Source organism: Glutamicibacter arilaitensis (genome assembly GCF_044793945.1).
In the GTDB taxonomy this organism is placed as follows: Bacteria; Actinomycetota; Actinomycetes; order Actinomycetales; family Micrococcaceae; genus Glutamicibacter; species Glutamicibacter arilaitensis_B.
On sequence record NZ_CP084994.1, the window covers coordinates 1,525,903 to 1,550,371 of the forward strand.

19 protein-coding genes and 2 tRNA genes are annotated in these 24,469 nt (G+C 53.4%); 18 read left to right on the plus strand and 3 right to left on the minus strand.

From position 1 onward, the window contains the following. Positions 1-36: 36 nt before the first annotated feature. From wecC to metG, 4 genes are all read left to right on the plus strand, one after another. On the plus strand, positions 37-1,269 hold the full coding sequence (gene wecC, locus LG294_RS07030; RefSeq protein WP_404290839.1) for a UDP-N-acetyl-D-mannosamine dehydrogenase: 1,233 nt from the start codon (positions 37-39) through the stop codon (positions 1,267-1,269). Positions 1,270-1,299: 30 nt separating this feature from the next. Then, complete coding sequence (gene wecB / locus LG294_RS07035; protein WP_404290841.1) at positions 1,300-2,484, plus strand: non-hydrolyzing UDP-N-acetylglucosamine 2-epimerase; 1,185 nt, start codon at positions 1,300-1,302, stop codon at positions 2,482-2,484. A 123-nt stretch (positions 2,485-2,607) separates the two neighbouring features. Beyond that, positions 2,608-3,612, plus strand: coding sequence for an NYN domain-containing protein (locus LG294_RS07040; protein WP_404290843.1), 1,005 nt, complete (start codon positions 2,608-2,610; stop codon positions 3,610-3,612). Positions 3,613-3,669: 57 nt separating this feature from the next. Next, entirely contained in the window at positions 3,670-5,220 is a 1,551-nt protein-coding gene (gene metG / locus LG294_RS07045; RefSeq protein WP_404290845.1) for a methionine--tRNA ligase, read from the plus strand. Positions 5,221-5,287: 67 nt separating this feature from the next. On the opposite strand, the gene LG294_RS07050 is transcribed toward metG, so the two are convergent. Both LG294_RS07050 and LG294_RS07055 read right to left on the minus strand, forming a co-directional pair. Next, the gene (locus LG294_RS07050) at positions 5,288-5,977 is read right to left on the minus strand and encodes a response regulator (RefSeq protein WP_404290847.1); all 690 of its coding nucleotides are present in this window, start codon (positions 5,975-5,977) and stop codon (positions 5,288-5,290) included. A gap of 5 nt (positions 5,978-5,982) precedes the next feature. Then, entirely contained in the window at positions 5,983-7,206 is a 1,224-nt protein-coding gene (locus LG294_RS07055; RefSeq protein ID WP_404290849.1) for a sensor histidine kinase, read from the minus strand. Between the two features lie 150 nt (positions 7,207-7,356). Between LG294_RS07055 and LG294_RS07060 the strand changes: the two genes are divergently transcribed. From LG294_RS07060 to thiL, 12 genes are all read left to right on the plus strand, one after another. Next, complete coding sequence (locus tag LG294_RS07060; protein ID WP_404290851.1) at positions 7,357-8,415, plus strand: 3-isopropylmalate dehydrogenase; 1,059 nt, start codon at positions 7,357-7,359, stop codon at positions 8,413-8,415. Positions 8,416-8,533: 118 nt separating this feature from the next. After that, entirely contained in the window at positions 8,534-9,628 is a 1,095-nt protein-coding gene (locus tag LG294_RS07065) for a branched-chain amino acid aminotransferase (RefSeq protein WP_404290853.1), read from the plus strand. An 81-nt stretch (positions 9,629-9,709) separates the two neighbouring features. After that, positions 9,710-10,798 carry a UDP-glucose 4-epimerase GalE gene (gene galE / locus LG294_RS07070; RefSeq protein ID WP_404290855.1) on the plus strand — a complete coding sequence of 363 codons (1,089 nt, stop codon included), beginning with the start codon at positions 9,710-9,712 and terminating at the stop codon, positions 10,796-10,798. Between the two features lie 454 nt (positions 10,799-11,252). Continuing rightward, on the plus strand, positions 11,253-13,244 hold the full coding sequence (locus LG294_RS07075; protein ID WP_404290857.1) for a hypothetical protein: 1,992 nt from the start codon (positions 11,253-11,255) through the stop codon (positions 13,242-13,244). 221 nt (positions 13,245-13,465) lie between these two features. Then, positions 13,466-14,230: a fumarylacetoacetate hydrolase family protein gene (locus LG294_RS07080; protein WP_404290859.1), complete on the plus strand. Its 765-nt coding sequence runs from the start codon at positions 13,466-13,468 to the stop codon at positions 14,228-14,230. 122 nt (positions 14,231-14,352) lie between these two features. Then, positions 14,353-15,858 (plus strand): glutamate--tRNA ligase, encoded by a 1,506-nt coding sequence (gene gltX / locus LG294_RS07085; RefSeq protein WP_404290861.1) that lies wholly within the window; start codon positions 14,353-14,355, stop codon positions 15,856-15,858. Between the two features lie 25 nt (positions 15,859-15,883). After that, positions 15,884-16,642 carry an HAD family hydrolase gene (locus LG294_RS07090; protein ID WP_404291674.1) on the plus strand — a complete coding sequence of 253 codons (759 nt, stop codon included), beginning with the start codon at positions 15,884-15,886 and terminating at the stop codon, positions 16,640-16,642. Between the two features lie 112 nt (positions 16,643-16,754). Further along, positions 16,755-16,826: transfer RNA gene (locus tag LG294_RS07095), tRNA-Gln, on the plus strand. Between the two features lie 48 nt (positions 16,827-16,874). Further along, positions 16,875-16,947: transfer RNA gene (locus tag LG294_RS07100), tRNA-Glu, on the plus strand. A gap of 95 nt (positions 16,948-17,042) precedes the next feature. Further along, the gene (locus tag LG294_RS07105; protein WP_404290863.1) at positions 17,043-18,812 is read left to right on the plus strand and encodes a dynamin family protein; all 1,770 of its coding nucleotides are present in this window, start codon (positions 17,043-17,045) and stop codon (positions 18,810-18,812) included. Further along, positions 18,809-20,452 (plus strand): GTPase, encoded by a 1,644-nt coding sequence (locus LG294_RS07110; protein WP_404290864.1) that lies wholly within the window; start codon positions 18,809-18,811, stop codon positions 20,450-20,452. The genes LG294_RS07105 and LG294_RS07110 overlap by 4 nt, the downstream gene beginning before the upstream one ends. Positions 20,453-20,458: 6 nt before the next feature. Beyond that, complete coding sequence (gene thiL, locus LG294_RS07115) at positions 20,459-21,475, plus strand: thiamine-phosphate kinase (RefSeq protein ID WP_404290866.1); 1,017 nt, start codon at positions 20,459-20,461, stop codon at positions 21,473-21,475. Between the two features lie 19 nt (positions 21,476-21,494). On the opposite strand, the gene LG294_RS07120 is transcribed toward thiL, so the two are convergent. Further along, a complete protein-coding gene (locus LG294_RS07120) occupies positions 21,495-22,217 on the minus strand; it encodes an IclR family transcriptional regulator (RefSeq protein WP_404290868.1) in 723 nt (240 codons plus the stop codon). Positions 22,218-22,339: 122 nt separating this feature from the next. Here LG294_RS07120 and leuC point away from each other — a divergent pair, with 122 nt between their 5' ends. Both leuC and leuD read left to right on the plus strand, forming a co-directional pair. After that, positions 22,340-23,779, plus strand: coding sequence for a 3-isopropylmalate dehydratase large subunit (leuC, locus tag LG294_RS07125; protein WP_404291677.1), 1,440 nt, complete (start codon positions 22,340-22,342; stop codon positions 23,777-23,779). A gap of 14 nt (positions 23,780-23,793) precedes the next feature. After that, complete coding sequence (gene leuD, locus LG294_RS07130) at positions 23,794-24,399, plus strand: 3-isopropylmalate dehydratase small subunit (protein WP_404290870.1); 606 nt, start codon at positions 23,794-23,796, stop codon at positions 24,397-24,399. The last annotated feature ends 70 nt before the right edge of the window (positions 24,400-24,469 follow it).

Consider the following 24,469-nt stretch of genomic DNA (forward strand, 5'->3'; position numbering starts at 1 on the left):
GGGAATGATACTCGCACCAGAAGGAAAGTCACTTTAGTGAACAGCATTAAAGAAGTCGCCGTCATCGGTTTGGGATACATCGGCCTGCCAACCGCCGCGATCCTCGCATCGAAGGGCATCAACGTCAAGGGTGTCGATGTTAGCCCCCGGACCGTTGAGGCAGTCAACAAGGGAGAAGTTCCGTTCGTTGAACCAGCGCTCGGCGAATTTGTATCAGCAGCAGTTGCTGCAGGAACTCTTAGCGCTAGCTTCGAGACTCCAGCCGCTGAAGCTTATATCGTTGCCGTGCCAACTCCGTTCAATGATGATTACACCGCAGACCTGTCCTACATTGAGGCTGCAGCAGCTGGTATCGCACCGAACCTCAAGGGTGGCGAACTGGTCATCCTCGAATCCACCTCGCCTCCAGGCGCAACTCAGCACATGGCTGACTACCTATTGGCTAAGCGCCCAGACTTGAACGCCGACAGCCTGCTCGTGGCACATTGCCCAGAGCGCGTACTGCCGGGTTACGTCATGGAAGAGCTTGTGACCAACGACCGTATTGTTGGCGGCATTACACCTGAAGCCGCTGATAAGGCCAAGGCCCTCTACGAGGTGTTCTGCCAGGCAGCAATTTTGACTACGGACGCCAAGACCGCCGAAATGGCGAAGCTGGTTGAGAACTCGTTCCGCGACGTGAATATCGCCTTCGCTAACGAGCTTTCCGTTATTTCAGACAAGATCGGTATCGATGTCTGGGAACTCATCTCCTTGGCGAACCGTCACCCACGAGTTAACATTTTGCAGCCTGGTCCAGGCGTAGGCGGACACTGCATTGCGGTTGATCCATGGTTCATCGTTTCCGCCGCTCCGGAAGAGTCCAAGCTCATCCGGATGGCTCGTGAAACCAACGACGCGAAGCCAAGCTGGGTTATCGACAAGGTGGTTCAGGCTACCAAGTCACCGGCGTTCAATGGCAAGGTTGCCGTATTGGGTCTTGCCTTCAAGGCAAATATCGATGACATGCGCGAATCGCCATCCATTGAAATCGCTCGCAAGCTGGCCGTCGAAAATCCAACTGTCGAGTTCTTGGTTGTCGAGCCACACGTTGAAGCATTGCCAAAGAAGCTTGAAGGCATTGCGAACCTCACTCTGACCCCATTGGATGAGGCGCTGGAAGCCGCAGAAGTTGTGACGCTGTTGGTTGATCATGATCAGTTCAAGTCGGTTCCTGCCACTGCGCTTGCAGGCAAGGATGTCATTGACACCCGCGGTCTCTGGCGCTAAATTCCCCACTGCTGACAAGGTAGATTCCCCATGAAGAAGATCATGCCGATCTATGGCACTCGCCCCGAGGCCATCAAGGTTGCTCCAATCGTAAAGGCCTTGAAAGAGGCTGAAGGATTCGACTGCGTAGTTGTTGTTACTGGACAGCACCGCGAGATGCTGGATCAGGTCAATGAATTGTTTGGTATCGAGCCTGACTATGACCTCGACGTGATTCAGCCGCGACAAACCCTTAACGGTTTGCTGACAAAGACCATTGCAGGTCTGGATGAAATCTTTGAAAAAGAAAAGCCGGATGCAGTAGTTGTCCAGGGTGACACCACAACCTCTACAGCAGGAGCTATCGCGGCCTTCTACCGTGGAATTCCAGTGGTACACGCCGAGGCTGGTCTGCGTAGCTACGACCTCTTCTCGCCATTCCCAGAGGAAGCCAACCGCAAGCTCACCAGCCAGATTGCCAGTCTTCATTTGGCTCCGACCTCGCTGAGCAAGCGTAACCTCGAGCGCGAGACGTTTAACAGCAAGGACATCGTGATCACTGGCAACAGTGTTATTGATGCATTGCTGACCGTAGTTGAAAAGAAGATCCCTTTCACAGATCCGCAACTTGAAGAAATCGTGAACTCGGGCAAACGAATTGTTTTGGTGACGACTCACCGTCGTGAGAACCAGGGTGAGCCAATGCGCGGAATCGGGCGTGCTCTTGCACGCCTTTCCGCTGCGGAACCGGATGTTCAGTTCATCCTTCCGCTGCACCGCAACCCGGCGGTGCGTGAGGCTTTGCTTCCGGAAATTGACGGAATTGCAAACATCACATTGACTGAACCGTTGGCGTATGGAGAATTCACTCGCATCATTGACGCTTCGACTGTTGTCTTGACCGACTCCGGCGGAGTTCAGGAGGAAGCGCCAAGCCTGGGCAAACCAGTATTGGTCATGCGACTGAACACCGAGCGACCGGAAGCAGTGACGGCAGGCACCGTACGGCTCATTGGAACCGACGAAAAGCGAATCTTTGACTCCGTCTCGGAACTGTTGAACGATTCTGCAGCCTATGAGGAGATGGCCAACGCGGTTAATCCTTACGGCGATGGAAAGGCTTCTGTACGCACAGTGGCAGCCATTGCAGAGCTCCTCGGTGTGGGGGAGCGAATTGAAGAATTCGATTCGCGTCTATCCGATGCGGACGACATGATGCGAGCAACAAGCATCTAACGCGCTGCGCTTGTGGGACTAGAACAATTTGTTCTAGTCCCATTTGCTTTTAAATTGAAGCAATACCTGGCGTACGTCGTCGTGTGCAGGAATCTTTGCTCTGTACTGACTAGTATCAAAAGTATGATGAATCAAACTGCCATATTTGTTGATGCCGGATTTTTATTGTCTTTAGGAGGGCATCGAGTTGCGGGAACAACGCTCCGTTCAGCCTTCACCACGCATTATGAGTCTTTAGTTCGTGGAATTGTGCAGACGGTTAAGAAGAATACTGGCCTAAATAACCTACGGGTCTATTGGTATGACGCGTCCAAGGATGGCCTATTTACGGAACAGCATAAGCGTATCGGTCTTATTCCTGGCGTTAAAGTTCGGCTAGGCCGTATTTCCTATAACGGAGAACAAAAGGGAGTTGATTTACGGCTTGCTTTGGACTTGGTTGGCGTAGCACGTCACGGTTCCGCTTCCGTTGCTTATCTTGTTTCCGGAGATGATGACCTTGCCGAGGCCGTAGAAGAGGCTCAAGACTTAGGCATGAAAGTAGTTTTGCTTGGATTGCAAAAGGACCAGAGTCGTTTGGGAGTAGCTTCGGTGGCCGAACATTTGGCCCTGACCGCAGATGCTATTGAAGTGATGCCCGATTCAATTATTGATAGTTCCTTCACCCGAATTATTGACTGGGATAAAGATCATTGCGCTAAGACCGCATTGGTAGCGGGCGCACCAACTGCTAAGCCTTCAGCAGCTCCAAAACCTGGATTCCCAACTCCGGCGTTGTTAGCGCAAAAGGCCCAAGTTCCACGCAGTGCAGAGCCAGCGACCCAAGCAGAAGTCGTCTACTCGTCGGGCAGTGAACGTTCTGGGTTCTATGGACAAGCTGCCTACGAACAGAAGGAACTGACCGCGGCTGAAGAAATTGGGGCCAAAGTAGCTCAATCCTGGCTTGCCAGTACAACCCAAGCGGAAGTAGTTGAACTTGTGGCGGATAAACCACAGCTACCGCCCGAAATCGACCGTACCTTGCTTAAAGATTGTGCCCAAGTACTCGGAGAGTGGAAAACGGATCAGCAAACGATCCGTCGCACCCTTCGCGGCGCCTTTTGGGATTATCTGGACCAGATCATGTGACAAGAAGATCGCCCTGACGAATCCAGCTTCCAACACCGACTAAGGTAAATTTGTATCGTGACTTCTCAGCAAAAACCCTTTTACATCACTACAGCAATTTCCTACCCGAACGGCACCCCTCATATTGGGCATGCTTACGAGGTAGTCGCAACCGACGCCATGGCGCGTTTCAAACGGCTTGACGGGTATGACGTCTTCTTCCTAACCGGTACCGATGAACATGGTCAGAAGATGATGCAGACGGCAGAGAAGGAGGGCATCACCCCTGCTCAGCTTGCGCAGCGCAACTCCGATGCTTTCCAATCGATGAATGACGAGTTGGGCACGAGCTACGACCGTTTTATCCGCACAACTGACGCAGACCACCATGCTGCTGCGCAGGAGTTGTGGCGCCGGATGGAAGCAAACGACGATATTTACTTGGATAAGTACGCCGGGTGGTACTCGGTACGTGACGAAGCCTTCTATACCGAAGAGCAGACCGAAGTTCGCGAAGATGGTATCCGGTACACAACCGAAACTGATACCGAAGTAACTTGGACCGAGGAAGAGTCCTATTTCTTCCGGCTTTCCAAGTACCAGGATAAGCTTCTGGCGCACTATGAAGAAAATACTGATTTCGGCGCCCCTCGCTCACGGTTCAACGAAGTGGTTCGTTTCGTTGAAGGCGGACTGATGGATCTATCGATCTCGCGAACAACCTTTGACTGGGGAATCCCAGTTCCCGGCAACGAGAAGCACGTCATGTACGTTTGGGTCGATGCCCTGACTAACTACCTGACCGGTGCCGGCTTCCCAGATGTTGAATCGGCTTCATTCCAGAAGTACTGGCCTGCAGACGTGCACGTTATCGGCAAGGATATTTCCCGATTCCATGCCATTTATTGGCCAGCTTTCTTGATGTCCGCAAAGCTGCCAGTGCCCAAGCGCGTGATGATTCATGGCTTCTTGCACAATAACGGCGTCAAAATGTCCAAGTCCTTGGGCAATACCGTGTCGCCAGATGATTTCGTGGCACGGTACGGGCTTGACCAGGTGCGCTACTTTTTCCTGCGTGAAGTGACCTTTGGCGCTGACGGTAGTTATAACCATGACACCATCGTTGCGCGTATTAACGGCGATCTGGCCAACAACTTTGGAAACCTCGCACAGCGTTCGCTTTCCATGGTGGCCAAGAACTGTGGGGGAGTCGTGCCGACACCCGGACCGCTCGCGGAAGCCGATGAGCAGATACTCCAAGCTGCCTCAGAGCTTTTGGAAATCAACCGGGAAGCGTACGCGCGGCAGGACTTCAGCCGCGCCCTTGAAGCCGTCTGGCATGTCTTGGGAGACACCAACGCATACTTCGCCGAGCAAGAACCCTGGAAGCTGAAGAAAACCGATCCAGCACGCATGGAAACGGTTCTCTACGTGACTATTGAAATTGTTCGTAAGGTCGCGATGCTTCTGCAACCAGTTCTCCCGCAGACTATGACCGGGATGCTGGACCTGCTCGCGGTCGGCCAGGGGACCGCACGTAACTTCGAGAACTACGACACCGTGCTGGTGCCAGGGACCGAATTGCCAGCACCCGCTCCAGTTTTCCCTCGGTACGAAGAAGAAAAGTAAGCCTTATGACGAGAATTCCACGCATGGCTTCAAAGCATGTGTGGAACTCTTGTTTAAGGAGTAAGTTTTAGGCGCTGACGATACCAGTTTGATATGCGATCACCACAGCCTGGACCCGGTCACGGGCACCGAGCTTGGCGAGTATATGTCCCACGTGAGTTTTTACCGTGGCTTCGGAGAGAAACAGATCTCTGGCAATCTCTGGATTCGAACGACCCAACGCAATATGCCCAAAAACTTCGCGTTCGCGAGGTGTCAATGAATTTACAGCCGACATCAACGTATCGTCGGTTTGTGTTGATCTTTTAAGCAGCGGGGCCATATGATCCAGGAGTCTTCTCGTCGTTGAAGGCGCGATCACTGCATCCCCACGATTTACCGTACGCACTGATTCCAGTAATTCTTCGGGCGGGGCATCTTTGAGTAAGAAACCACTCGCGCCAGCCTGAATAGCGCTGAACGCGTACTCGTCCATGTCAAAAGTGGTCAGCACAATGATGCGTGGCGTCTGCTTGGAATTATCTCGAGTTGTCAGTAGCCGTTCAGTGGCTTCGATTCCGTCCATTTCGGGCATACGGACGTCCATCAATATCACGTCTGCGGCGGCCAGCGCGGGAGAAGCCAAGGCCTCGCGCCCGTTGGAAGCCTCAGCGACAACATTCATGTCCGGTTGGGAATTGATGAGCATTCGGAAACCGCTACGAACCAGAAGCTGGTCATCGACCAAGGCAACTGTAATTGGTTCACTGGTGGTCATTCGGTTTAGTCCTCGGAGTAGGGGATGAACACAGAGACGGCAAATCCTCCGCCTGATTGCGGGGCAGCGGTACTGGTTCCATCGTATAGGGCGACTCGTTCGTGCAATCCGCGCAGACCTTGACCGGTACCGCCGATCCCCATATCGCCCACGCCGCGGCCGTCATCAATGACTTTAATTTCAACGCCTCTGTTGGTCCAGCTCAGAGTCACGTTTGTGGTTGACTTTGGGCCAGCGTGCTTCAAGACATTGGTTAGCGCTTCCTGAACACACCTGTACGCGGTAAGTTCTGCTCCGGTAGGTAGCTGGCGACGGGGAGACCCTTGGACCTGGAAATATACTTCCAGTCCAGACTTCACGGCAGTTTCAACGAGCTCTGGAATGTTTTCCAATGTGGGCAAGGGGCGGTGATCGACTTCTTCATCTGTGCGCAGAACGCCCAAAAGGCGCCGCATTTCACGCAGTGAAGAGCGGCCAGCGTCAGAGACTGTCTTCAAGGTTTCAACTGCAATGTTCGGGTCCTTGGCGGCCGCGTAGCGGGCTCCGTCTGCCTGAGTAATAATCACTGATAGTGAGTGCGCGACAATGTCATGCATTTCTCGGGCAATATGGTTGCGTTCATCCGAAGCGGCGAGTTCACGCTCAATCAGTCGTTCATTTTCCAAACGCTGCGCATGGGCGCGCAGTGCATTGAGAGTTTGCCGCCGACTGCGGGCCAGATCACCAAAGGTCCATGCCAGCATTACAACCAGCGACAAGCCCACGAAAGAGATAATCATGTCAATGGACAAGGTGGCATGTTCGTAGGCGCCTGGGCCGAAGATATTAAAGGTTGCAAGAATGGCGCCGAGCAATCCCACGCCCAGTGTCGCGAAGGATTGCCAGCGTTTCCCGTAGACGGCCATGGTGTAAATCAGCAAGGGCACCGACAGTTGCGAGGGGAGAAAGATTCCCTGGAAGAAGAGCTGCATGAGGTGAGCGAAGGCTACGACAAGCGTTGCGCCCCAAGGATAGCGGCGGCGAACCATTAACGGGGCGGACTGCAAGATGGTGATAGCGAACAAACTGAGGGCAAAACCCACACCGCCCCCGGTACCCATGACAAGCCCGAATCCGGTGCACATTAACGTGTAGAAAGCGCCAGTGAATAAATCGATACGGCCAGGATTCGAACGAATCCACCGGTCGATGCGCCGGTGTGGATTATTAAAGATCAACTGTTCCCTCATGCCTGAAGACTCGTACAGTTCGAGTCTAATCAGCGTTCAGTGGTCATGTCCTCATGCCACGGTTTGATGTTCTCGTGACTTACACCGAAATGATTCTCATTATTTGAGATGAGTTCTCATATGGTGGATTTGCTTCGTTATGATGAAAACATGGGAAACGTCATTAATATTGCTGTCATTCCAGGCGACGGCATCGGCCCAGAAGTGGTTGCCGAAGCTGTCAAGGTCCTGAAGTTCGTGACCAACGGTGGAGATCAACAGGTTGATCTCACCGAATACACGTTGGGTGCGGAGCACTGGCTCAGGACGGGGGAGACTCTGACAGATGAAACTCTTGAAGCTATCAAGCAGCATGATGCCATCCTGTTCGGCGCCGTCGGCGCGGCTCCTGGTGACATGCGAATCCCTTCGGGAATCATTGAGCGTGAACTGCTGTTGAAGCTGCGCTTCTCGTTGGATCATTTTGTGAACTTGCGTCCGGCCAAGCTTTACGCTGGAATCGAAAGCCCGCTTTCCAACCCTGGAGAAATCGACTTCGTTGTAGTCCGTGAAGGAACGGAAGGGCCGTATGTCGGAAATGGCGGTTCGGTGCGCACCGGCACTCCACATGAAATTGCGACCGAAGTCTCGGTGAATACGGCCTACGGTGTTGAGCGCGTCGTACGGGATGCCTTTACCCGTGCAGCTGCCCGAGAACGCAAGCACGTGACCTTGGTCCACAAGCACAACGTGTTGGTTTACGCCGGACACCTATGGCGGCGCACAGTAGAAATGATTGCCCCGGAATTCCCTGAGGTGACCCACGACTACCTCCACGTTGATGCGGCGACCATCTTCTTGACTACCGACCCTTCGCGGTTCGATGTCATTGTGACAGATAACCTGTTTGGTGACATCCTTACCGACCAAGCTGGCGCAATCACCGGCGGCATTGGACTGGCTGCCAGCGGCAACATCAACATGGATCGTACATATCCCTCCATGTTCGAACCGGTCCACGGCTCTGCTCCCGATATTGCGGGCCAGCAAAAGGCTGATCCGACAGCCGCAATCCTGTCGGTAGCGCTGATGCTGGAGCACCTTGGCATGTCTGCGGAAGCAGCTATGGTTGAGCAGGCTGTCGAAAAAGAGATCACTTCACGCCAAGAATTGACCGATCGCCGCACCACAAGCGAAATTGGCGATGCAATCGTGTCGCTACTGGCATAAGCTAAAAGTGATGTATCTCGATTAGTAACTAATCGGGGAACAAATCCACGGACGGGTGTTCCGCCAATGGCGTGGAGCACCCGTTTTTCGTTAATTGAGCAAGGAAGTCCTGAGTTAGATGGAATTCAACGAAAATCTTTCATCGAATCGCAAGAGTGCAGAAGAGCGCGCCGCTGTTCTAGCCAATCCGGGGTTCGGCGACTTCTTCACCGACCACACCGTGGTCGTTGACTGGACTGCTGGTTCCGAACCTGGCTCGGGCCAGTGGCACGATGCGCGAGTTGAGCCATACGGGCCGATCGCCATGGATCCCGCAGCTTCGGTATTGCACTATGGCCAGGAGATCTTTGAAGGCCTCAAAGCCTACCGTCACGAAGATGGTTCGGTGTGGACTTTCCGTCCGCATGCAAACGCTGCTCGCCTGAATAAGTCGGCGACTCGACTGGCGCTGCCGCAGCTTGATGAAGAAGTCTTTGTTGAGTCGCTGCGCAAAATCGTTTCCACCGATATTGAGTGGGTTCCAACTGGTGACGGAGAAGCTCTGTACCTGCGCCCATTCATGATCGCTACCGAGGCCTTTCTAGGCGTTCGTGCAGCACGTGAAGTTTCCTACCGTGTCATCGCATCACCAGCCGGAAACTACTTCGGCGGGGAATTAAAGCCGGTAGGCATTTGGGTGTCTAAGAACTACGCGCGCGCCGGCCGAGGTGGAACTGGATCCGCTAAGTGCGGCGGCAACTACGCTGCGTCCTTGGTGGCTCAGCTTGAGGCAGAAGAAAACGGATGCAAGCAAGTACTCTTCCTTGATTCTTTCAATGACAATGCTGTGGAAGAGCTCGGTGGAATGAACGTGTTCTTCGTGACCAAGGACAATAAGCTCGTCACCCCGGCCTTGACCGGCACAATCCTCGAAGGCATCACTCGATCCTCCATCATCCAGCTTGCCGAGGATCGAGGCATGGAGGTTGAGGAACGAAAGATCACCCTCGATGAGTGGCGTGCAGGAATCACAAGTGGCGAGATTTCAGAAGTCTTCGCGTGCGGAACTGCTGCAGTCATCACTCCAATTGGCGTGCTAAAAAATGGTGAAGAACTGATCGGTGATGAAAATGCGCCGGCAGGTGAAGTTACCATGTCTATCCGTGAAGAACTTCTTGGTATCCAGCGTGGAACTGTAGAAGACCGCCACGGCTGGCTGGAGCGCTTGGCCTAGAAGAGCAGTAAAAGTCGATAGAATAGCCCATGTAATTACCTTTACATGGGCTATTCGAATTTGACGTTGAGGAAATTGTAGATGCGCGTACTTGTCACCGGCGGTGCTGGTTACATTGGCTCCCACACGGTACTCCAGCTGTTGCAGGAGGGACTCCAGGTATCGGTCATTGATAATTTTAGTAATTCATCTCCAGAGTCTCTTCGCAGAGTGGTGGGAATTGCTGGACAGAACCTGGACGCATATCAGATCGATCTATTGGACACGAGCCGTCTGACTCAAGCTGTCTGTGAGATTAAGCCGGATGCAGTCATACATTTTGCCGGACTTAAAGCTGTTGGCGAGTCGGTCTCGCAACCACTGAAGTACTACAAGAACAACGTCGTTGGCACTCTGAACCTGCTTGAAGCTATGGATGAAGCTGAATGCCGAACCATAGTTTTTAGTTCTTCTGCCACAGTCTATGGTGATTCGACTGACTTGCCACTACGTGAAAATACTCCACGAAACGCTACAAATCCATATGGTCGCACGAAGCTGCATATCGAAGAGATGCTTGAAGAGCTGGCAGCGTCAGATTCGCGCTGGCGTATAGCGAATCTTCGTTATTTCAATCCCGTTGGTGCACATGAATCAGGTCTGATTGGGGAAGACCCCCAAGGAATCCCTAATAATTTGATGCCTTTTGTGGCTCAGGTAGCCATTGGAAAACGCACCGAAGTACAAGTATTTGGCGGAGATTATTCAACTGCTGACGGTACCGGAGTGCGAGATTATATTCATGTCTTGGATCTTGCTGCGGGGCATTTAGCTGCACTTGATTATTTGTCGAATGCTCAAGGTGTGCATGTGTGGAATTTAGGATCAGGCGCCGGATCTAGTGTGTTGGAAGTCATTGACGCTTTCGCTCGAATCTCCGGGCGATCGGTTCCCTATCAAATCACCGATCGCCGTCCCGGCGATGTCGCGGAAAGTTACGCACACCCAGAAAAGGCTCGACTAGATCTAGGGTGGAAGGCCGAAAGAGGCTTGGAACAGATGGTGGAAGACATGTGGCGATGGCAGTCAAAAAATCCCGATGGTTTTCCAGAAGTAGCTATGGAATTTCTGCATCAAGACGAATTGGCACTGTTCATTTCGGGAAATCAGAAACTGCCCTCGACAGACTAGCGGTAGCTGCGCGGCTGATTGCCACTACACGGAATATTTTACCTAGTCAAGTTCAGTGAGACTAAGTTGCGACTGCTGATTGCTGTCAGAGTAAATGCCCAGATAGCAGCGAATCGCAAAGGCGTTTTCCAGTATGATGCACTGTTAGCAAATGCTGATTTGCGCACTCAGGAATTGTTCACATAACTTTGCTATCGTCGAGAAGTTCAACCTACTCAACTACAGCGGAAGGTGATTAGTGCCCTCGGAAACTGATGCCTACGTTAAGAGAATTTCGCGTCGAGGCGTATTAGGCCTCGCGGCGGTAGCGACGGGTGGACTGCTCCTCTCGAGGGATACGACTGTTTCGGACCAAGAGCACGAATCCGTTCCTTCCTCAGATAGTCCAGATGAACTGCCCGGAATTGATTCATCTCCCTCCCTAACGCACCATGATCCAATTTTCACAAACTCTTTGAGTGCGGAACGAAACACAAGTGGGTCCCTCAAAAAATTCGAGAATGCGTTCTCTGCTTCTAAAGTTAAGTCCGCTATTCCGCTGCATGGTCTGAGGGAAACGGTAATTCCATGGTTCGCTGTGACTATAGTGGGTCCATCAAATCAGCTTCAAATCATTAGTCCGAATTCGCCATCACCTCTTCACGTAATTTCGATTCCTGAAACTCACAATGGCGGACTTGAATCGATGCTTTGGGATGAGCGAGGCAAACTGCTTTACTTGTCGACCAAGGGGAAGCTCCTCGTCTGGGACCCACGATCGCCAAAGAAGGTACGCGAGATTGGAACAGTACCTCAAGCAACGACGCTTTATGAATTGGATTTAGATTCAGTAGGAAACGTTTGGGGAGGAGCATACCCGAATGGTGCCCCATTTACCTATATAAAGAAGTCTGGTGAAATTCGGGTTTATCAGCGGTTGGCAGCTGATACGGATTATGTGCGCCGATTAATTATTGATGAAAACGATCAAGTTTGGCTTGGAACCGGCTCTCGAAACCCAAGAATTTTCACACATCCTGGTTCGGAACCGATGAATAGAACAGAAATACAATTGCCGCAGCCAATGGCAAATGGTTTCATTTCCTCACTTTCATTGCTTGGGAATAAGTTGGTAGTTTCGGCAAGTAATGTTCCAGAACAGCTTCTTCTAGACCGAACGAAGATGAAATGGGCGGGTCGTCTCGAGCGCATGTGGTCGGAACGTCGCGTGTCATCGAGCTACGAGACGGCGACTGCGAACCGGTACTTTAGCATTTCGGCCGGATACTTGTACTCCACTGACACCTCAACGTGGAAAGACTCGAAGCTCGGCCAAGTGGAGGCTGCCTCGCCGATTGGCCTCTTTGCCACAAGTCGCCAGGTACTCATTCTCAGTAGGGATGCTGACGGGCTCAAAACAGAATTTTTTGACCTTGCCACCAACAAAGTTCAGAGTATTCGGAGGAATAAACTAATCGGTGGGGCCTATACAATTCAATCCCTCTTGGGACTCGACAACGGACAGATACTCATTGGTGGCTACATGGGGTCCGGACTGGCGTCGATTCACCCAACGACGGGTGAACGGTGGCATTCCCCAGATTCCGAAGATGTGATTAACCAGGTCGAAGGAATGATCGAATTCGATTCCTCTCTAACCTATGTAGGTTCTTATGGCGGCGGAGATGTTATTAGTATTGATTCACGCCATAAAGAAAAGGCAGATAGTTACCTTCTGCTTGACCGGTTAGGAAGAGAATTTGGACAATCACGACCATTCGCTTGGGCCAGAAATTCTCACAACGTATTTTTTGGCACCGTACCTGACTATGGATTAGCCGGTGGTGTAGTTGGAATGATCGATCCTGTTGCCAACGAAATCGATTGGATATTGGACGGCGACGGTGACGGTTTCGTTAGAGCGCATTCAATTATAGGGTTAGATGCTGACGAACAGTATCTATACGGAACGACTACGGTCCGTAATGGGTACGGAATTCCAGACACAGAGGGGCCCTCAAAAGTCTTCAAGATGGAGATCGCTACCAAGAAGATGGTCTGGATCAGTTCGCCAATAATTGACGCTGGTGCACTTTATTCACCAAAAATCGTGGCCGGTTGGCTAATATGCGCCGATGTTGAAGGCGTCAATATAATTGACACGATCACCGGGAAGCTGGCGAAACGTCACCGACTTACCGATGCATTTAATTCAGAAGTTCGAGCAGGTTGGACTAGTGCCAACATCGCGCTGGTCGAAGGTGGATCGCGGCTAGTGCATAGTGCTGCGAACACAACCAGCGTTATCGATTTTAGAAAAGGAACGTTTGCACTTATCGGTAGTCCTAAAGCCAAGGAAAAATTCGGCACAAGGCTAGCTGTCACCCCAGATGGCAGGGTTTACAGCACGTTTAAGCGAACGACATTGGTTGAACTTGACTTGGAGCCAAGGCAACCAGCTGGCTAACAAACGCATCCGAATTGTATTGTCGTTTCAGGTCAATCGCACCGAGTTATTGAAGACCAGGATAAGTCGCTTCCGAGAATCTAGCTGATGAAGTAATCGTGGTGTTCGCCGGAATGGCAAGGTGGGGATCAAAGTAAAGTTTCAATGGCGAATCGAAAATCCTTTTGGACGTGGGTATATGTTATCGAGGATTTTTCCTCGCATGCCCTAGGCTTATTAGTATGCGCATTGCCAGATTTGTAGTTGATAGCGACCCTATGTACGGAGTCGTTGACGGAGACGACATCCATGTATTGGCGGGTGACCCTTTTTTCCAGGGCATTAAGACCACAGGTGCCACGCACCAACTAGACGATGTACGACTCGTTGCCCCAATCATTCCACGGTCAAAGGTCATCGGATTCGGCCGGACTTACCGCGACCATGCCAAAGAACTTGGCAACGAGGTACCTAGCGAACCGCTGATGTTCTTGAAGCCCAATACTTCGGTGGTTGGACACGGAGATCCAGTGACACTTCCATCGTTTTCGGAAGAAGTCTCTTTCGAAGGCGAGCTGGCCGTGGTCATTGGACGTATCTGCAAGGATGTCCCCGCCGAGAAGGCATCTGATGTGATCTTCGGATACACCGTAGCCAATGACTTGACCGCTCGAGATGCTCAGCGCACCGATCCACAGTGGGCACGTGCAAAAGGTTTTGACGGCGCATGCCCATTGGGGCCGTGGATCGAAACGCAGCTGGAGAACCCGGATGATGTTGGAATCGTCAGCCGAGTTAATGGTGAAGTCCGCCAAGATGGGTCAACCAGCGAGATGATCTGGTCGGTGAATGATCTGGTGGCTCGTGCATCTGAAGCCTTCACGTTGCTGCCCGGAGACGTAATCCTCACGGGAACGCCAGCAGGTGTTGGCCTGGTCAGTGAAGGCGACAACGTCGAGATTGAAGTTGAAGGTATCGGAACGCTACGCAGCGTCTTCCGCCGCTAGCCAAAGTGGGCCGGCGGTAGTCGATTCACCAATAGCGCGCTGGTCTTCGCATCCTTTTGTGATGCGAAGACCAGCGCGCTATTGTGCTTCTTGCCTTGCATCGGGACTAGAATGAAAACACCATGACTGATCTATCGCTGATTCCTACCGTGACCGAAGAAACCCCGGTTCGCGTTCGTTTCTGCCCATCGCCTACGGGCACCCCACATGTTGGCCTGATCCGTACTGCCTTGTTCAACTGGGCTTACGCGCGCCACACTGGGGGCAAGATGATTTTCCGTATTGAAGATACGGATGCGAAGCGCGACTCCGAAGAAAGCTACAACCAGCTGTTGGACGCCTTGGCGTGGCTGGGCATCGATTGGGATGAAGGCGTAAACGTCGGTGGCCCACACGAGCCATACCGCCAGTCCCAACGTGGTGACATTTACCAGGACGTCATTGCAAAGCTTCGCGCTGCAGGACACGTCTATGAGTCCTACTCCACCCCGGAAGAGGTTGAGGCACGCCACAAGGCGGCGGACCGAGACCCCAAGCTGGGCTACGACAACTTTGACCGCGACTTGAGTGACGAGCAAATTGCCGCATTCAAGGCCGAGGGGCGCGAACCGGTATTGCGTATTCGCATGCCAGAAGAAGACCTCACCTTCACCGACTTGGTTCGTGGCGAAATCACGTTCAAGCCCGGTACCATCCCAGACTTCGTGGTGGTTCGTGCAAACGGCCAGCCTCTTTACACCCTGGTGAACCCCGTAGATGATGCACTGATGGGCATTACCCACGTGCTACGTGGTGAAGATCTGCTCTCTTCCACCCCGCGCCAAATCGTGCTGTACCGCGCCTTGATTGACATCAAGGTTGCTCAGTACATGCCTCTGTTCGGTCACCTTCCATACGTGATGGGTCAAGGAAATAAGAAGCTCTCCAAGCGGGACCCGGAGTCGAGCCTGTTCTTGCACCGCGACCGTGGCTTCATCCCCGAAGGGTTGCTGAACTACCTGTCGCTATTGGGATGGTCGCTGAGCGCAGATGAAGACATTTTCACCCGTGAGCAACTAATCGAAGCTTTTGATGTCAAAGACGTGCTCTCGAACCCTGCACGTTTCGACCTGAAAAAAGCGGAAGCTATCAACGGAACCCACGTGCGCATGCTCCAGCCGCAGGACTTCCGCGACCGGCTCGTCCCGTACCTTCAGGCTGCCGAGCTAGTTGGATCCGAACTTACCGCGCGTGAGAACGAGATTCTTGACGCCGCCTCACCACTAGTTCAAGAGCGTATTGGGCTATTGGGCGAAGCCGCCGAAATGATGGAATTCCTCTTCAAAACCGATGACCAGATCGTCATTGAAGACAGCGCACTCAAGGGGATGCCAGCGAACCTTGTTGAGGTCGTGGAAGCAAGCATCCATGCATTGGAAGGCGTCCAGGACTGGAACGCTGAAGCCATTCAGGAAGCGCTGCGTGCGAAGCTGATTGACGAGCTCGGATTGAAGCCACGCCAGGCCTTCGGCCCGGCACGTGTCGCTGTCTCTGGAAAGCGCGTCTCGCCACCTCTCTTTGAATCGATGGAAATTCTGGGACGCGAATCCAGCCTCAGCCGTCTTCGCGCATTCGGCGAATCCCGCTAGTAGGGTAGAACCTGAATTGAGTGAAATGAAGAACGCCTTCGATGCTTCTGACCTAATTGGTTTGAGCATCGAAGGCGTTCTCTTCGATATTGACGACACCTTGGTGGATTTGCGTACAGCCGCCATCGAGGCGTTCATCTCGATGGTCGCTGGCAAGCTCCATGAAGTCACGCCCGCCCAGCTCCGGTTTATCGCCGAGGATTTTGCCGATGACAAAGCGTGCGCTTACGAGCGGTATATGTCCGGAGAACTCACATTCCTAGGGCAGCGCCAGCAACGCTTGAACCGTTCTTTCGAACTCGTAGGGCACGAGGTACTTCGCGATGAGGAGTACCTCATCTGGGCCGAGGAGTATGAATCTTTGGTCAAAGAATCTTGGAAACCGTTCGACGACGTACAGGCACACCTCGATGCCCTCACTGCGTGGGGGATACCGTTCGGGGCGGTAAGCAACAATATTGAGTCTTACCAAAGAATGAAGTTGGACAAGGCTGGCCTGTCAGGATTTTCTGTGGTGATCGGATCGGATACCGCGGGTGCTCCGAAACCAGATCCGGCACCATTTTTGGCAGGATGCTCTGGATTGGCAACCCAGCCGGCGAAGACTTGGTACGTAGGGGATAATCCAGTCAATGACGTTCTCGGAGCGAAAAACGCGGGACTAGTCGCCGTTCTAGTCGACCGTGACCTGAAGCCGGATCCGCGCCCTGAAATCACGGTGGGCGGCCTTGCTGAGCTCACCAACCTGATGCAGAGAATACTCATGGCCAGTGACAGCATCTAAGGTTCCAGCATCAATTTGTCATGGCTTAGGTACGTGGGTATAGTTAATTCTCGTGCTGTGGCGTGCGATCTGAATCTCTCGGAGGGATTTAGACCAAAGGCCCAAGTCACATTGGGATATGGTGTAATTGGCAACACAACGGTTTCTGGTTCCGTCATTCTAGGTTCGAGTCCTGGTATCCCAGCGCTTCACCAGAGCAATCTGGTGAGTTGAAGAGAAATCTTCAGCGTACGGCCCCATCGTATAGCGGCCTAGTACTCCGCCCTCTCACGGCGGCAACACGGGTTCGAATCCCGTTGGGGTCACGAAAACCACGACTCAGTCGTGGTTTTTTCCTTTAACTGGCCAAAGCATTCGTTTGCTGATGGCAGAGCGCTTTCCATAAGGCATGATGGAGCTTATGGAGTCCACATCATTGCCGCAGGAGCCTACCGGGCCGGCGAGCCCGCTGCCCGACGCAGGTGCCGTTCAGCTGTTGGATCGGTTCGCCAATCTCGAATCATCGTTGAGTAATCTGAACTTCATCCTCTCCTCCTCGCATTCCTCCTTAGCTGGAGAACAGCTAAGAGTGAAGGCCTTGCACCAGATCAATGACTATTTGGAGCCCCGTCTCAAGAATCTGAACGCCCCGCTGTTGGCAGTGGTTGGCGGATCTACCGGCGCCGGAAAATCCACCCTGGTGAATTCATTGCTCGGTGACCAGATCAGCCGATCTGGTGCAGTGCGTCCGACCACGCGAACACCAGTGCTCGCAGTGAACCCCGCAGATGAACCTTGGTTCGCAAATGAACGAATACTTCCTGAACTGACCCGGCTAAGCGGGGCAGGATTCAGCGAAGGTCATGGGATGGACCGTCACGACGCGCTACTGGTTGTGCCGCATCCGAACGTCCCGCGCGGACTGGCAATCCTCGACGCACCGGATATCGACTCGGTTTCAGATGATAATCGCGCGCTTGCCGGACAGCTCCTGAACGCCGCAGATCTTTGGATCTTCGTCACCACTGCAAATCGTTACGCCGACGCTATTCCTTGGGAAGTCCTTACCGAAGCAGGCGTCCGCGAAATCACTGTGTGCGTGATTCTCAACCGTGTCCCTGCAGGCGCCGAAACGGATATCGTGCCAGACCTGGAACGGTTGCTTGTCGCAAAAAATCTGGATCCTAAACTGCTCCACGTGATCAATGAGGTTCAGCTCGATGAGCGGACAATGATTCCCGGGGAGCGAATCGAGCCAATTTCGGCATGGCTGAATTCATTGGCTGCTGATTCCTCCGAACGCCAACGCATAGCTGAACAAACGCTCGAGGGTGCTATCAGGCGGTTGCACGAAGATTTGCGTGCGCTCAGTGACGAAGCCAATGATCAAGACTCTCAGCTTCAGGGTCTGGGGAAGGCCGCGACCGAACGTTTCGAGTTTGCGCTGGGAAAAACTACGGAGGCTTTAAACGACGGTTCACTCTTACGCGGTGAGATCCTCGCCCGATGGCAAGACTTTGTGGGAGCAGGCGAACTGCTACGAGGCATTGAAGGTGTCATAGGTCGAATTCGTGACCGAGTCGGTTCCTTCTTCAGTGGGCGGCCGGTCGCGACCCACCGGGTGGAAGAAGCCATAGAATCGGGCCTTCACACCGTTTTAGTCAGCGAAATAACCAATGCTTACCAAGACATCGATCGGAACTGGCGCAACACACCAATCGGGGAGCGCCTGCTTACGTTGCTCCCGGCAGAGCGCCCTGGCAAAGACCTTGAAACCAGGGCCGCGGATACCATCCGGGCGTGGCAGAAAGATGTCTTAGAAATGATCCGGAACGAGGGCGCTGGCAAGCGAAAGACGGCAAGGATCGCGGCTTTCGGCGTCAACGGGGTTGCGGTAGCACTCATGGTTGTCGTCTTCGCTTCCACCGCCGGTGTAACCGGGCTGGAACTAGGCATAGCCGGAGGCTCTGCCGTAGTAGGGCAGAAACTGTTGGAAGCAATATTTGGTGAAGACGCCGTTAGGCGTATGGCCTCGCGCGCACGAACCATGCTGGAAGCCAGAACGCGTGAATTAATGGACGAAAATCTGGCTGTCTATAAGGGACAAATCGAGGCTAATCTTCAGCCGGAAATCGTGAGAGAACTACGCGAACAAGTCAACGGACTGAGCAGGAAAGGATTCAAGGCATGAGCGAGCGCAAGGTGAATCGTGCTCATTCTGGGCTTGCCGAGCAAATCAATGCGGTAGTTTCAGCAATGCAAATTGCCGAACCATACCTTGAACCTGAAATCGTTGATCACGCCGCCGTGGTCATCGAGCGAGCAGAAGCTCGCCGCCAGCTCTCCGGGGATCACGTGGTCGTGGGATTGTTCGGCGCGACAGGGAGCGGTAAGTCATCGCTATTTAATTCCCTTGTCGAATCCGATATCGCACAGACTGGCGTCATTCGGCCCACCACCACCAAAACCGTGGCCGCGATCTGGCAGCCCGAAGGTGCCGGCGAGCTGCTCGATTGGTTGGAAGTGAGCGAACGCCATGTGCTCGATTCGAAGGTGCTTGGTTCGGAATCAAGAAAATCACAGGGACAGAGTGGGGGACTGATCTTACTCGACCTCCCGGATATGGATTCGACCTCCACCGAGCACCATCAAATTGCATCTCGTTTGGCGGGGCAAGTTGATTATCTTGTCTGGGTTTTAGATCCGCAGAAATATGCCGATGCTTCGATTCATCATGGTTACCTCAGTGAACTTACCGGACAACGCGGGAATCTCTTGGTCGTGCTCAATCAGATTGACACTATTGCGGACCACGACCGGGCACCCGTTAACGCCTCTTTGGTTGCTCTTCTTGAGAGTGAAAGAATTGGCCAAGTTCCTATTATTTTGGCATCCGCGCGCACTGGCGAAGGGCTTGATGCAATTCGTGGAAAATTCTCTGCAGCTCTGACTAGCAAAATGCAGGCTACTCGGCGACTACGAGCTGATGTTGACGAATTACTACGCACGCTGGAAGGCGGACTTGCGGTGCCCAAGGCTCGAATGCCTGGGCTGATGGAGCAATCCGAGCTAGAGCGGAATATCGCAAAAGCGCATGGAACACACCGTATTGCCGACGCAGTGCAGACTTCTTATAAGTTACGCGCCTCGACCAATACGGGCTGGCCAATCACCAGCTGGCTCACCCGACTGCGCAATGATCCGCTCAAACGCATGAATCTTGGGCGTGGAATTGAAAAGCCAGAAATTTCTCTGACGTCCCGCCCGGATCTTTCGGCCGCCGAGAATGCGGCAGTTGACCAATCAGTAGGGCGTTATCTCCACGACGCCACTGATGATCTGTCTCCACGTTGGTCGCAATCTTTGAAGGATGGCATTCATGAGCAAAAGGAACGGCTAACTAACGATATTGATGTAGCCATTGCAAGCACCACTCTGGGCGTTGAAAAGAAGTCTTGGTGGTGGCCGGTCACTAAGTTCGTCCAGTGGCTTGGTGTCATCGTGGCTCTGGTTGGTGCGTTGTGGCTGGGCGGGATAGCGTTGGCCGCATACTTCCAATTCGATTTGCCGCAGACGCCACGTGTAGAAGGGATTGCGATTCCCACGCTATTGGTTTTCACCGGGATTCTCCTCGGGATAGTCCTCGGGATTCTCGGTTCATTTGTAAATAGGGTGGTCGCTAGACTGAAGCGTAGGAAAGCACTCAAAAATCTCCAAAATTCAGTGTCTGGGGTTGTCCGTCGATATATCGTGGACCCAACAGCACACCATTTAGAGCAATACAACAGTTATGCAGCGTTGATTTCCAGCGCGGCGAAGAAAGCCGAATAGTAACCTGTGACTAATCAACAGACCGACAAAAACCTGACCGTGGGCGACATTGGTGAACAAGGGATCTTGAACGAGATCCTGCCGCTCTTGGATGCCAAGGACGCGGGACTCGGTCCAGGAGATGATGCCGGAGCGCTGCGCGTTGCCGGGGGAGAAGTAGTTGTCTCAGTGGACACGATTGTCCAAGACCAAGATTTTCGTTTGGTCTGGCCCAGCGGACACGAACACAAGGCGTATGACATCGGATGGAAGTCGATCGCGCAGAACGTCTCTGACATAAACGCTATGGGTGGCGTCCCCACGGGGGCCGTCATTTCACTTTCCATGCCAGCAGATGTTCCGCTTTCTTGGGCAAAGGATTTCGCTCGAGGAATTGCTGCCGCGATTTCTTCACTCGGGGCAGAGCGTTTGGCAGTCTTGGGAGGTGACTTGAGCCGGTCATCAGAAATATCGGTGACCACTACCGTGTTGGGCGAATGCGAACATGGCAAGATCCTCCGCACCGGTGCCAAGCCCGACGATCGGCTCGCCGTAGCAGGCCGAATTGGTGCAGCGGGAGCCGGACTAGCATTGTTGGATGGACAACACGATGCGACGACCTGGAGCCGTTCGGTGCTTCGTCTCGCAGATGCCCAGTGCAAGCCAACTCCACCCTTAGAGTCCGGACCCAGGGCTGCTCAAGCCGGTGCTCATGCCATGATGGACATTTCAGATGGACTCGTACGCGATGCAGGACGGCTGGCTAAGGCGAGCCGTGTCAGTATTGAATTGAATAAGTCAGCTCTTGAAATATTCGCTCATCGGCTGGAACCAGCGGCAAAACTTTTGGACATTGATCCTATGCAATGGGTGCTGCACGGCGGCGAGGACTTTGGGCTGCTCGCCTGTTTCCCGGCAGATGCTGAGATTCCAGAGGAATTCTCTGTGGTGGGCGAAGTGGTTCGTTTGACCGGCCGGCGTTCGAACGTTTCCCTGGATGGGAAGCACCTAGATTACCGAACGGGTTTCGACCACTTCGGATAGTAGGCCGATTTCCTCTGGTTTATCCCTCGGATTGGATCCGCAGCAGGTCCGAAAGCTCGCGCGCAGCATTGACTATTGAATCGTGATGAATTTTTCCCGGCTGACGGGTCAGCCGTTCAATAGGGCCAGACATCGATAGTGCTGCAATGACACGTCCCGATTGACCGCGTATTGGAGCCGATACCGAGGCGACGCCTGGTTCACGTTCGCCTAGTGACTGGGCCCATCCGCGGCGACGTACTCCGGCCAAAATGGTCGGGGTGAAGCGAGCATGTTGCAAGCCGCCGATCATTCGTTCATTGTCTTCCCAAGCTAAAAGTACTTGGGCAGCGGAACCTGCCTTCATGGACAGTTGAGTGCCCACAGGAATGGTGTCGCGCAATCCAACAGGGCGTTCCGCACTGGCGATGCAGACTCGGTACTCGCCCTGTTTGCGGAATACCTGTGTGCTTTCGCCGGTCAGGTCGCGCAGCTTCGTTAATACCGGCCCTGCCGTGCTGACCAAACGGTCTTCGCCTGCAGCGCTGGCGAGCTCAACGAGTCGTCCGCCGAGTTCAAATCGGCCGTGCAAATCTCGGCCTACCAGACCATGGTGGACTAGCGATTGGGCGATGCGGTGCACCGTTGGCCGGGAAATCTTCGTAATTTCTACCAGCTGTGAGAGGGACGTGGGCCCATTTTCTAATGCATTGAGAATGGCTGCTGCCTTATCAAGAACACCAACACCGCTACCTGTAGTCATGAAACCATTATCACGTCTCATTATTTGAGATTCAAGTCCAAATACTGGAAATGAGGTTCTGTGAAGTGTCAAAGTAAAGGTGTTGATAGTTCGTAGCTTGAGGAGTGTGTCGCATGTCCACCATGCAGTCGCCCCAGACTTTGGCAGAAAAGGTCTGGAATGCGCACGTAGTGCGCCAGGGAGAGGGGCAGGGCGAATCCCGTCAGCCCGATTTAATCTACATTGATCTTCACTTGCTACATGAGGTCACTTCACCGCAGGCCTTTGAAGGCTTGCGGTTGGCTGGGCGCAAACTGCGCCGCCCGGATCTCACTATCGCCACCGAGGATCACAACACCCCGACCCTCGACATTGACAAGCCCATTGCAGATTTGACCAGCCGCACGCAGATCTTCACCTTGCGAGATAACTGCAAGGAATTTGGTGTTCGCCTGCACTCATTGGGTGACAAGGAACAGGGAATCGTGCACGTGGTCGGCCCGCAATTGGGCCTGACCCAGCCAGGTATGACCGTCGTGTGCGGCGACTCGCATACCTCGACCCACGGTGCCTTTGGCGCTTTGGCCTTTGGCATCGGTACCTCCGAGGTTGAACACGTAATGGCAACCCAGTCGTTGAGCCTGAAGCCATTCAAGACCATGTCCATTAATGTTGAAGGTACGCTGAAGTCCGGCGTGACCGCGAAGGACATCATCTTGGCCGTAATCGCCAAGATCGGCACCGGCGGTGGGCAGGGCTACGTGTTGGAATACCGTGGTTCCGCTATCCGTGCCTTGTCTATGGACGCACGCATGACCATCTGCAACATGTCCATTGAAGCCGGCGCTCGCGCAGGAATGATTGCGCCGGATGAAACTACCTTTGAATATGTCAAGGGGCGCCCACATGCACCGCAGGGTGCCGACTGGGTCGCTGCCGTTGAATATTGGCAGACGCTGCAAAGTGACGAAGGCGCACACTTCGACAACGAAGTGTTCCTGAATGCAGATGATTTGGAGCCATTCGTGACCTGGGGTACCAACCCGGGTCAAGGCGTTTCACTATCGTCCACGGTTCCGGTGCCTGAAGATTTTGAAGACGAAAACGACCGCAAGGCCTGTGAGCGTGCGCTCGAATACATGGGACTCACCGGCGGAACGCCGATGAAGGACATCCGAGTCGACACCGTATTTTTGGGTTCCTGCACCAACTCGCGCATGGAGGACCTGCGTGCCGCGGCTGAGATCATCAAGGGCCGCGAAAAAGACCCGCAGGTCCGCATGATCGTGGTTCCCGGTTCTGCACGTGTTCGCCTCGAAGCCGAAGCCGAAGGTCTTGACAAAGTCTTTAAAGACTTCGGCGCAGAATGGCGATTCGCGGGCTGCTCAATGTGCTTGGGCATGAATCCGGATCAGTTGGCCGTAGGGGAGCGCTGTGCTTCCACATCAAACCGAAACTTCGAGGGACGCCAAGGCAAGGGCGGACGCACGCACCTGGTGTCCCCGCTGGTCGCCGCGGCCACTGCCATCCGTGGCACGCTGGCTTCGCCTTCGGATCTCATCACTGCTCCGGAATCGGTCTAGGAAGGAACACCACCATGGAAAAAGTTGTCACCCACACCGGGATTGGTGTACCGCTGCGTCAGAGCAACATAGACACCGACCAGATCATCCCTGCCGTTTACCTTAAACGAATCACACGCACAGGATTTGAAGACGCACTGTTCGCAGGCTGGCGACGGGATGAGAATTTCATTCTGAACACCGAGCCGTACACAAATGGTTCGGTACTGGTGGCTGGGCCGGACTTCGGCACCGGTTCATCCCGGGAACACGCAGTCTGGGCTTTAAAAGACTACGGCTTCAGAGCTGTCATCTCTTCACGTTTTGCCGATATCTTTCGGGGTAACTCCGGCAAGCAGGGTCTAGTTGCCGCCGAAGTTGCCCAGAGCGATATTGAACTGATCTGGAAGGAACTGGAAAACAATCCAGGTACGGAAATCACCGTGAATTTGGATGAACGAACTGTGCAATGCGGTTCCATCCTGGCGCCATTCCAGATTGATGACTACACGCGTTGGCGTCTAATGGAGGGCCTGGATGATATCGGGCTGACCTTGCAGCATGAGGAAGACGTCACATCCTTTGAAGCGACTCGTCCTGCCTTTAAACCGCAAACCTTGCCGGCGAGATCTGCTGACTAACAACGAATATATGCCTCGTCCGTACTCACTGCTTGGTGATTGCGGGCGAGGCATTTCTCGTTTCGCTGTG

Bases quoted from the DNA above. Each gene is read 5' to 3' on its own strand.
- wecB (WP_404290841.1), top strand. From the start codon at position 1,300: ATGAAGAAGATCATGCCGATCTATGGCACTCGCCCCGAGGCCATCAAG.
- LG294_RS07040 (WP_404290843.1), top strand. From the start codon at position 2,608: ATGATGAATCAAACTGCCATATTTGTTGATGCCGGATTTTTATTGTCT.
- LG294_RS07050 (WP_404290847.1), bottom strand. From the start codon at position 5,977: ATGACCACCAGTGAACCAATTACAGTTGCCTTGGTCGATGACCAGCTT.
- LG294_RS07055 (WP_404290849.1), bottom strand. From the start codon at position 7,206: ATGAGGGAACAGTTGATCTTTAATAATCCACACCGGCGCATCGACCGG.
- LG294_RS07060 (WP_404290851.1), top strand. From the start codon at position 7,357: ATGGGAAACGTCATTAATATTGCTGTCATTCCAGGCGACGGCATCGGC.
- LG294_RS07065 (WP_404290853.1), top strand. From the start codon at position 8,534: ATGGAATTCAACGAAAATCTTTCATCGAATCGCAAGAGTGCAGAAGAG.
- galE (WP_404290855.1), top strand. From the start codon at position 9,710: ATGCGCGTACTTGTCACCGGCGGTGCTGGTTACATTGGCTCCCACACG.
- LG294_RS07080 (WP_404290859.1), top strand. From the start codon at position 13,466: ATGCGCATTGCCAGATTTGTAGTTGATAGCGACCCTATGTACGGAGTC.
- gltX (WP_404290861.1), top strand. From the start codon at position 14,353: ATGACTGATCTATCGCTGATTCCTACCGTGACCGAAGAAACCCCGGTT.
- LG294_RS07090 (WP_404291674.1), top strand. From the start codon at position 15,884: ATGAAGAACGCCTTCGATGCTTCTGACCTAATTGGTTTGAGCATCGAA.
- LG294_RS07105 (WP_404290863.1), top strand. From the start codon at position 17,043: ATGGAGTCCACATCATTGCCGCAGGAGCCTACCGGGCCGGCGAGCCCG.
- LG294_RS07110 (WP_404290864.1), top strand. From the start codon at position 18,809: ATGAGCGAGCGCAAGGTGAATCGTGCTCATTCTGGGCTTGCCGAGCAA.
- LG294_RS07120 (WP_404290868.1), bottom strand. From the start codon at position 22,217: ATGACTACAGGTAGCGGTGTTGGTGTTCTTGATAAGGCAGCAGCCATT.
- leuC (WP_404291677.1), top strand. From the start codon at position 22,340: ATGCAGTCGCCCCAGACTTTGGCAGAAAAGGTCTGGAATGCGCACGTA.
- leuD (WP_404290870.1), top strand. From the start codon at position 23,794: ATGGAAAAAGTTGTCACCCACACCGGGATTGGTGTACCGCTGCGTCAG.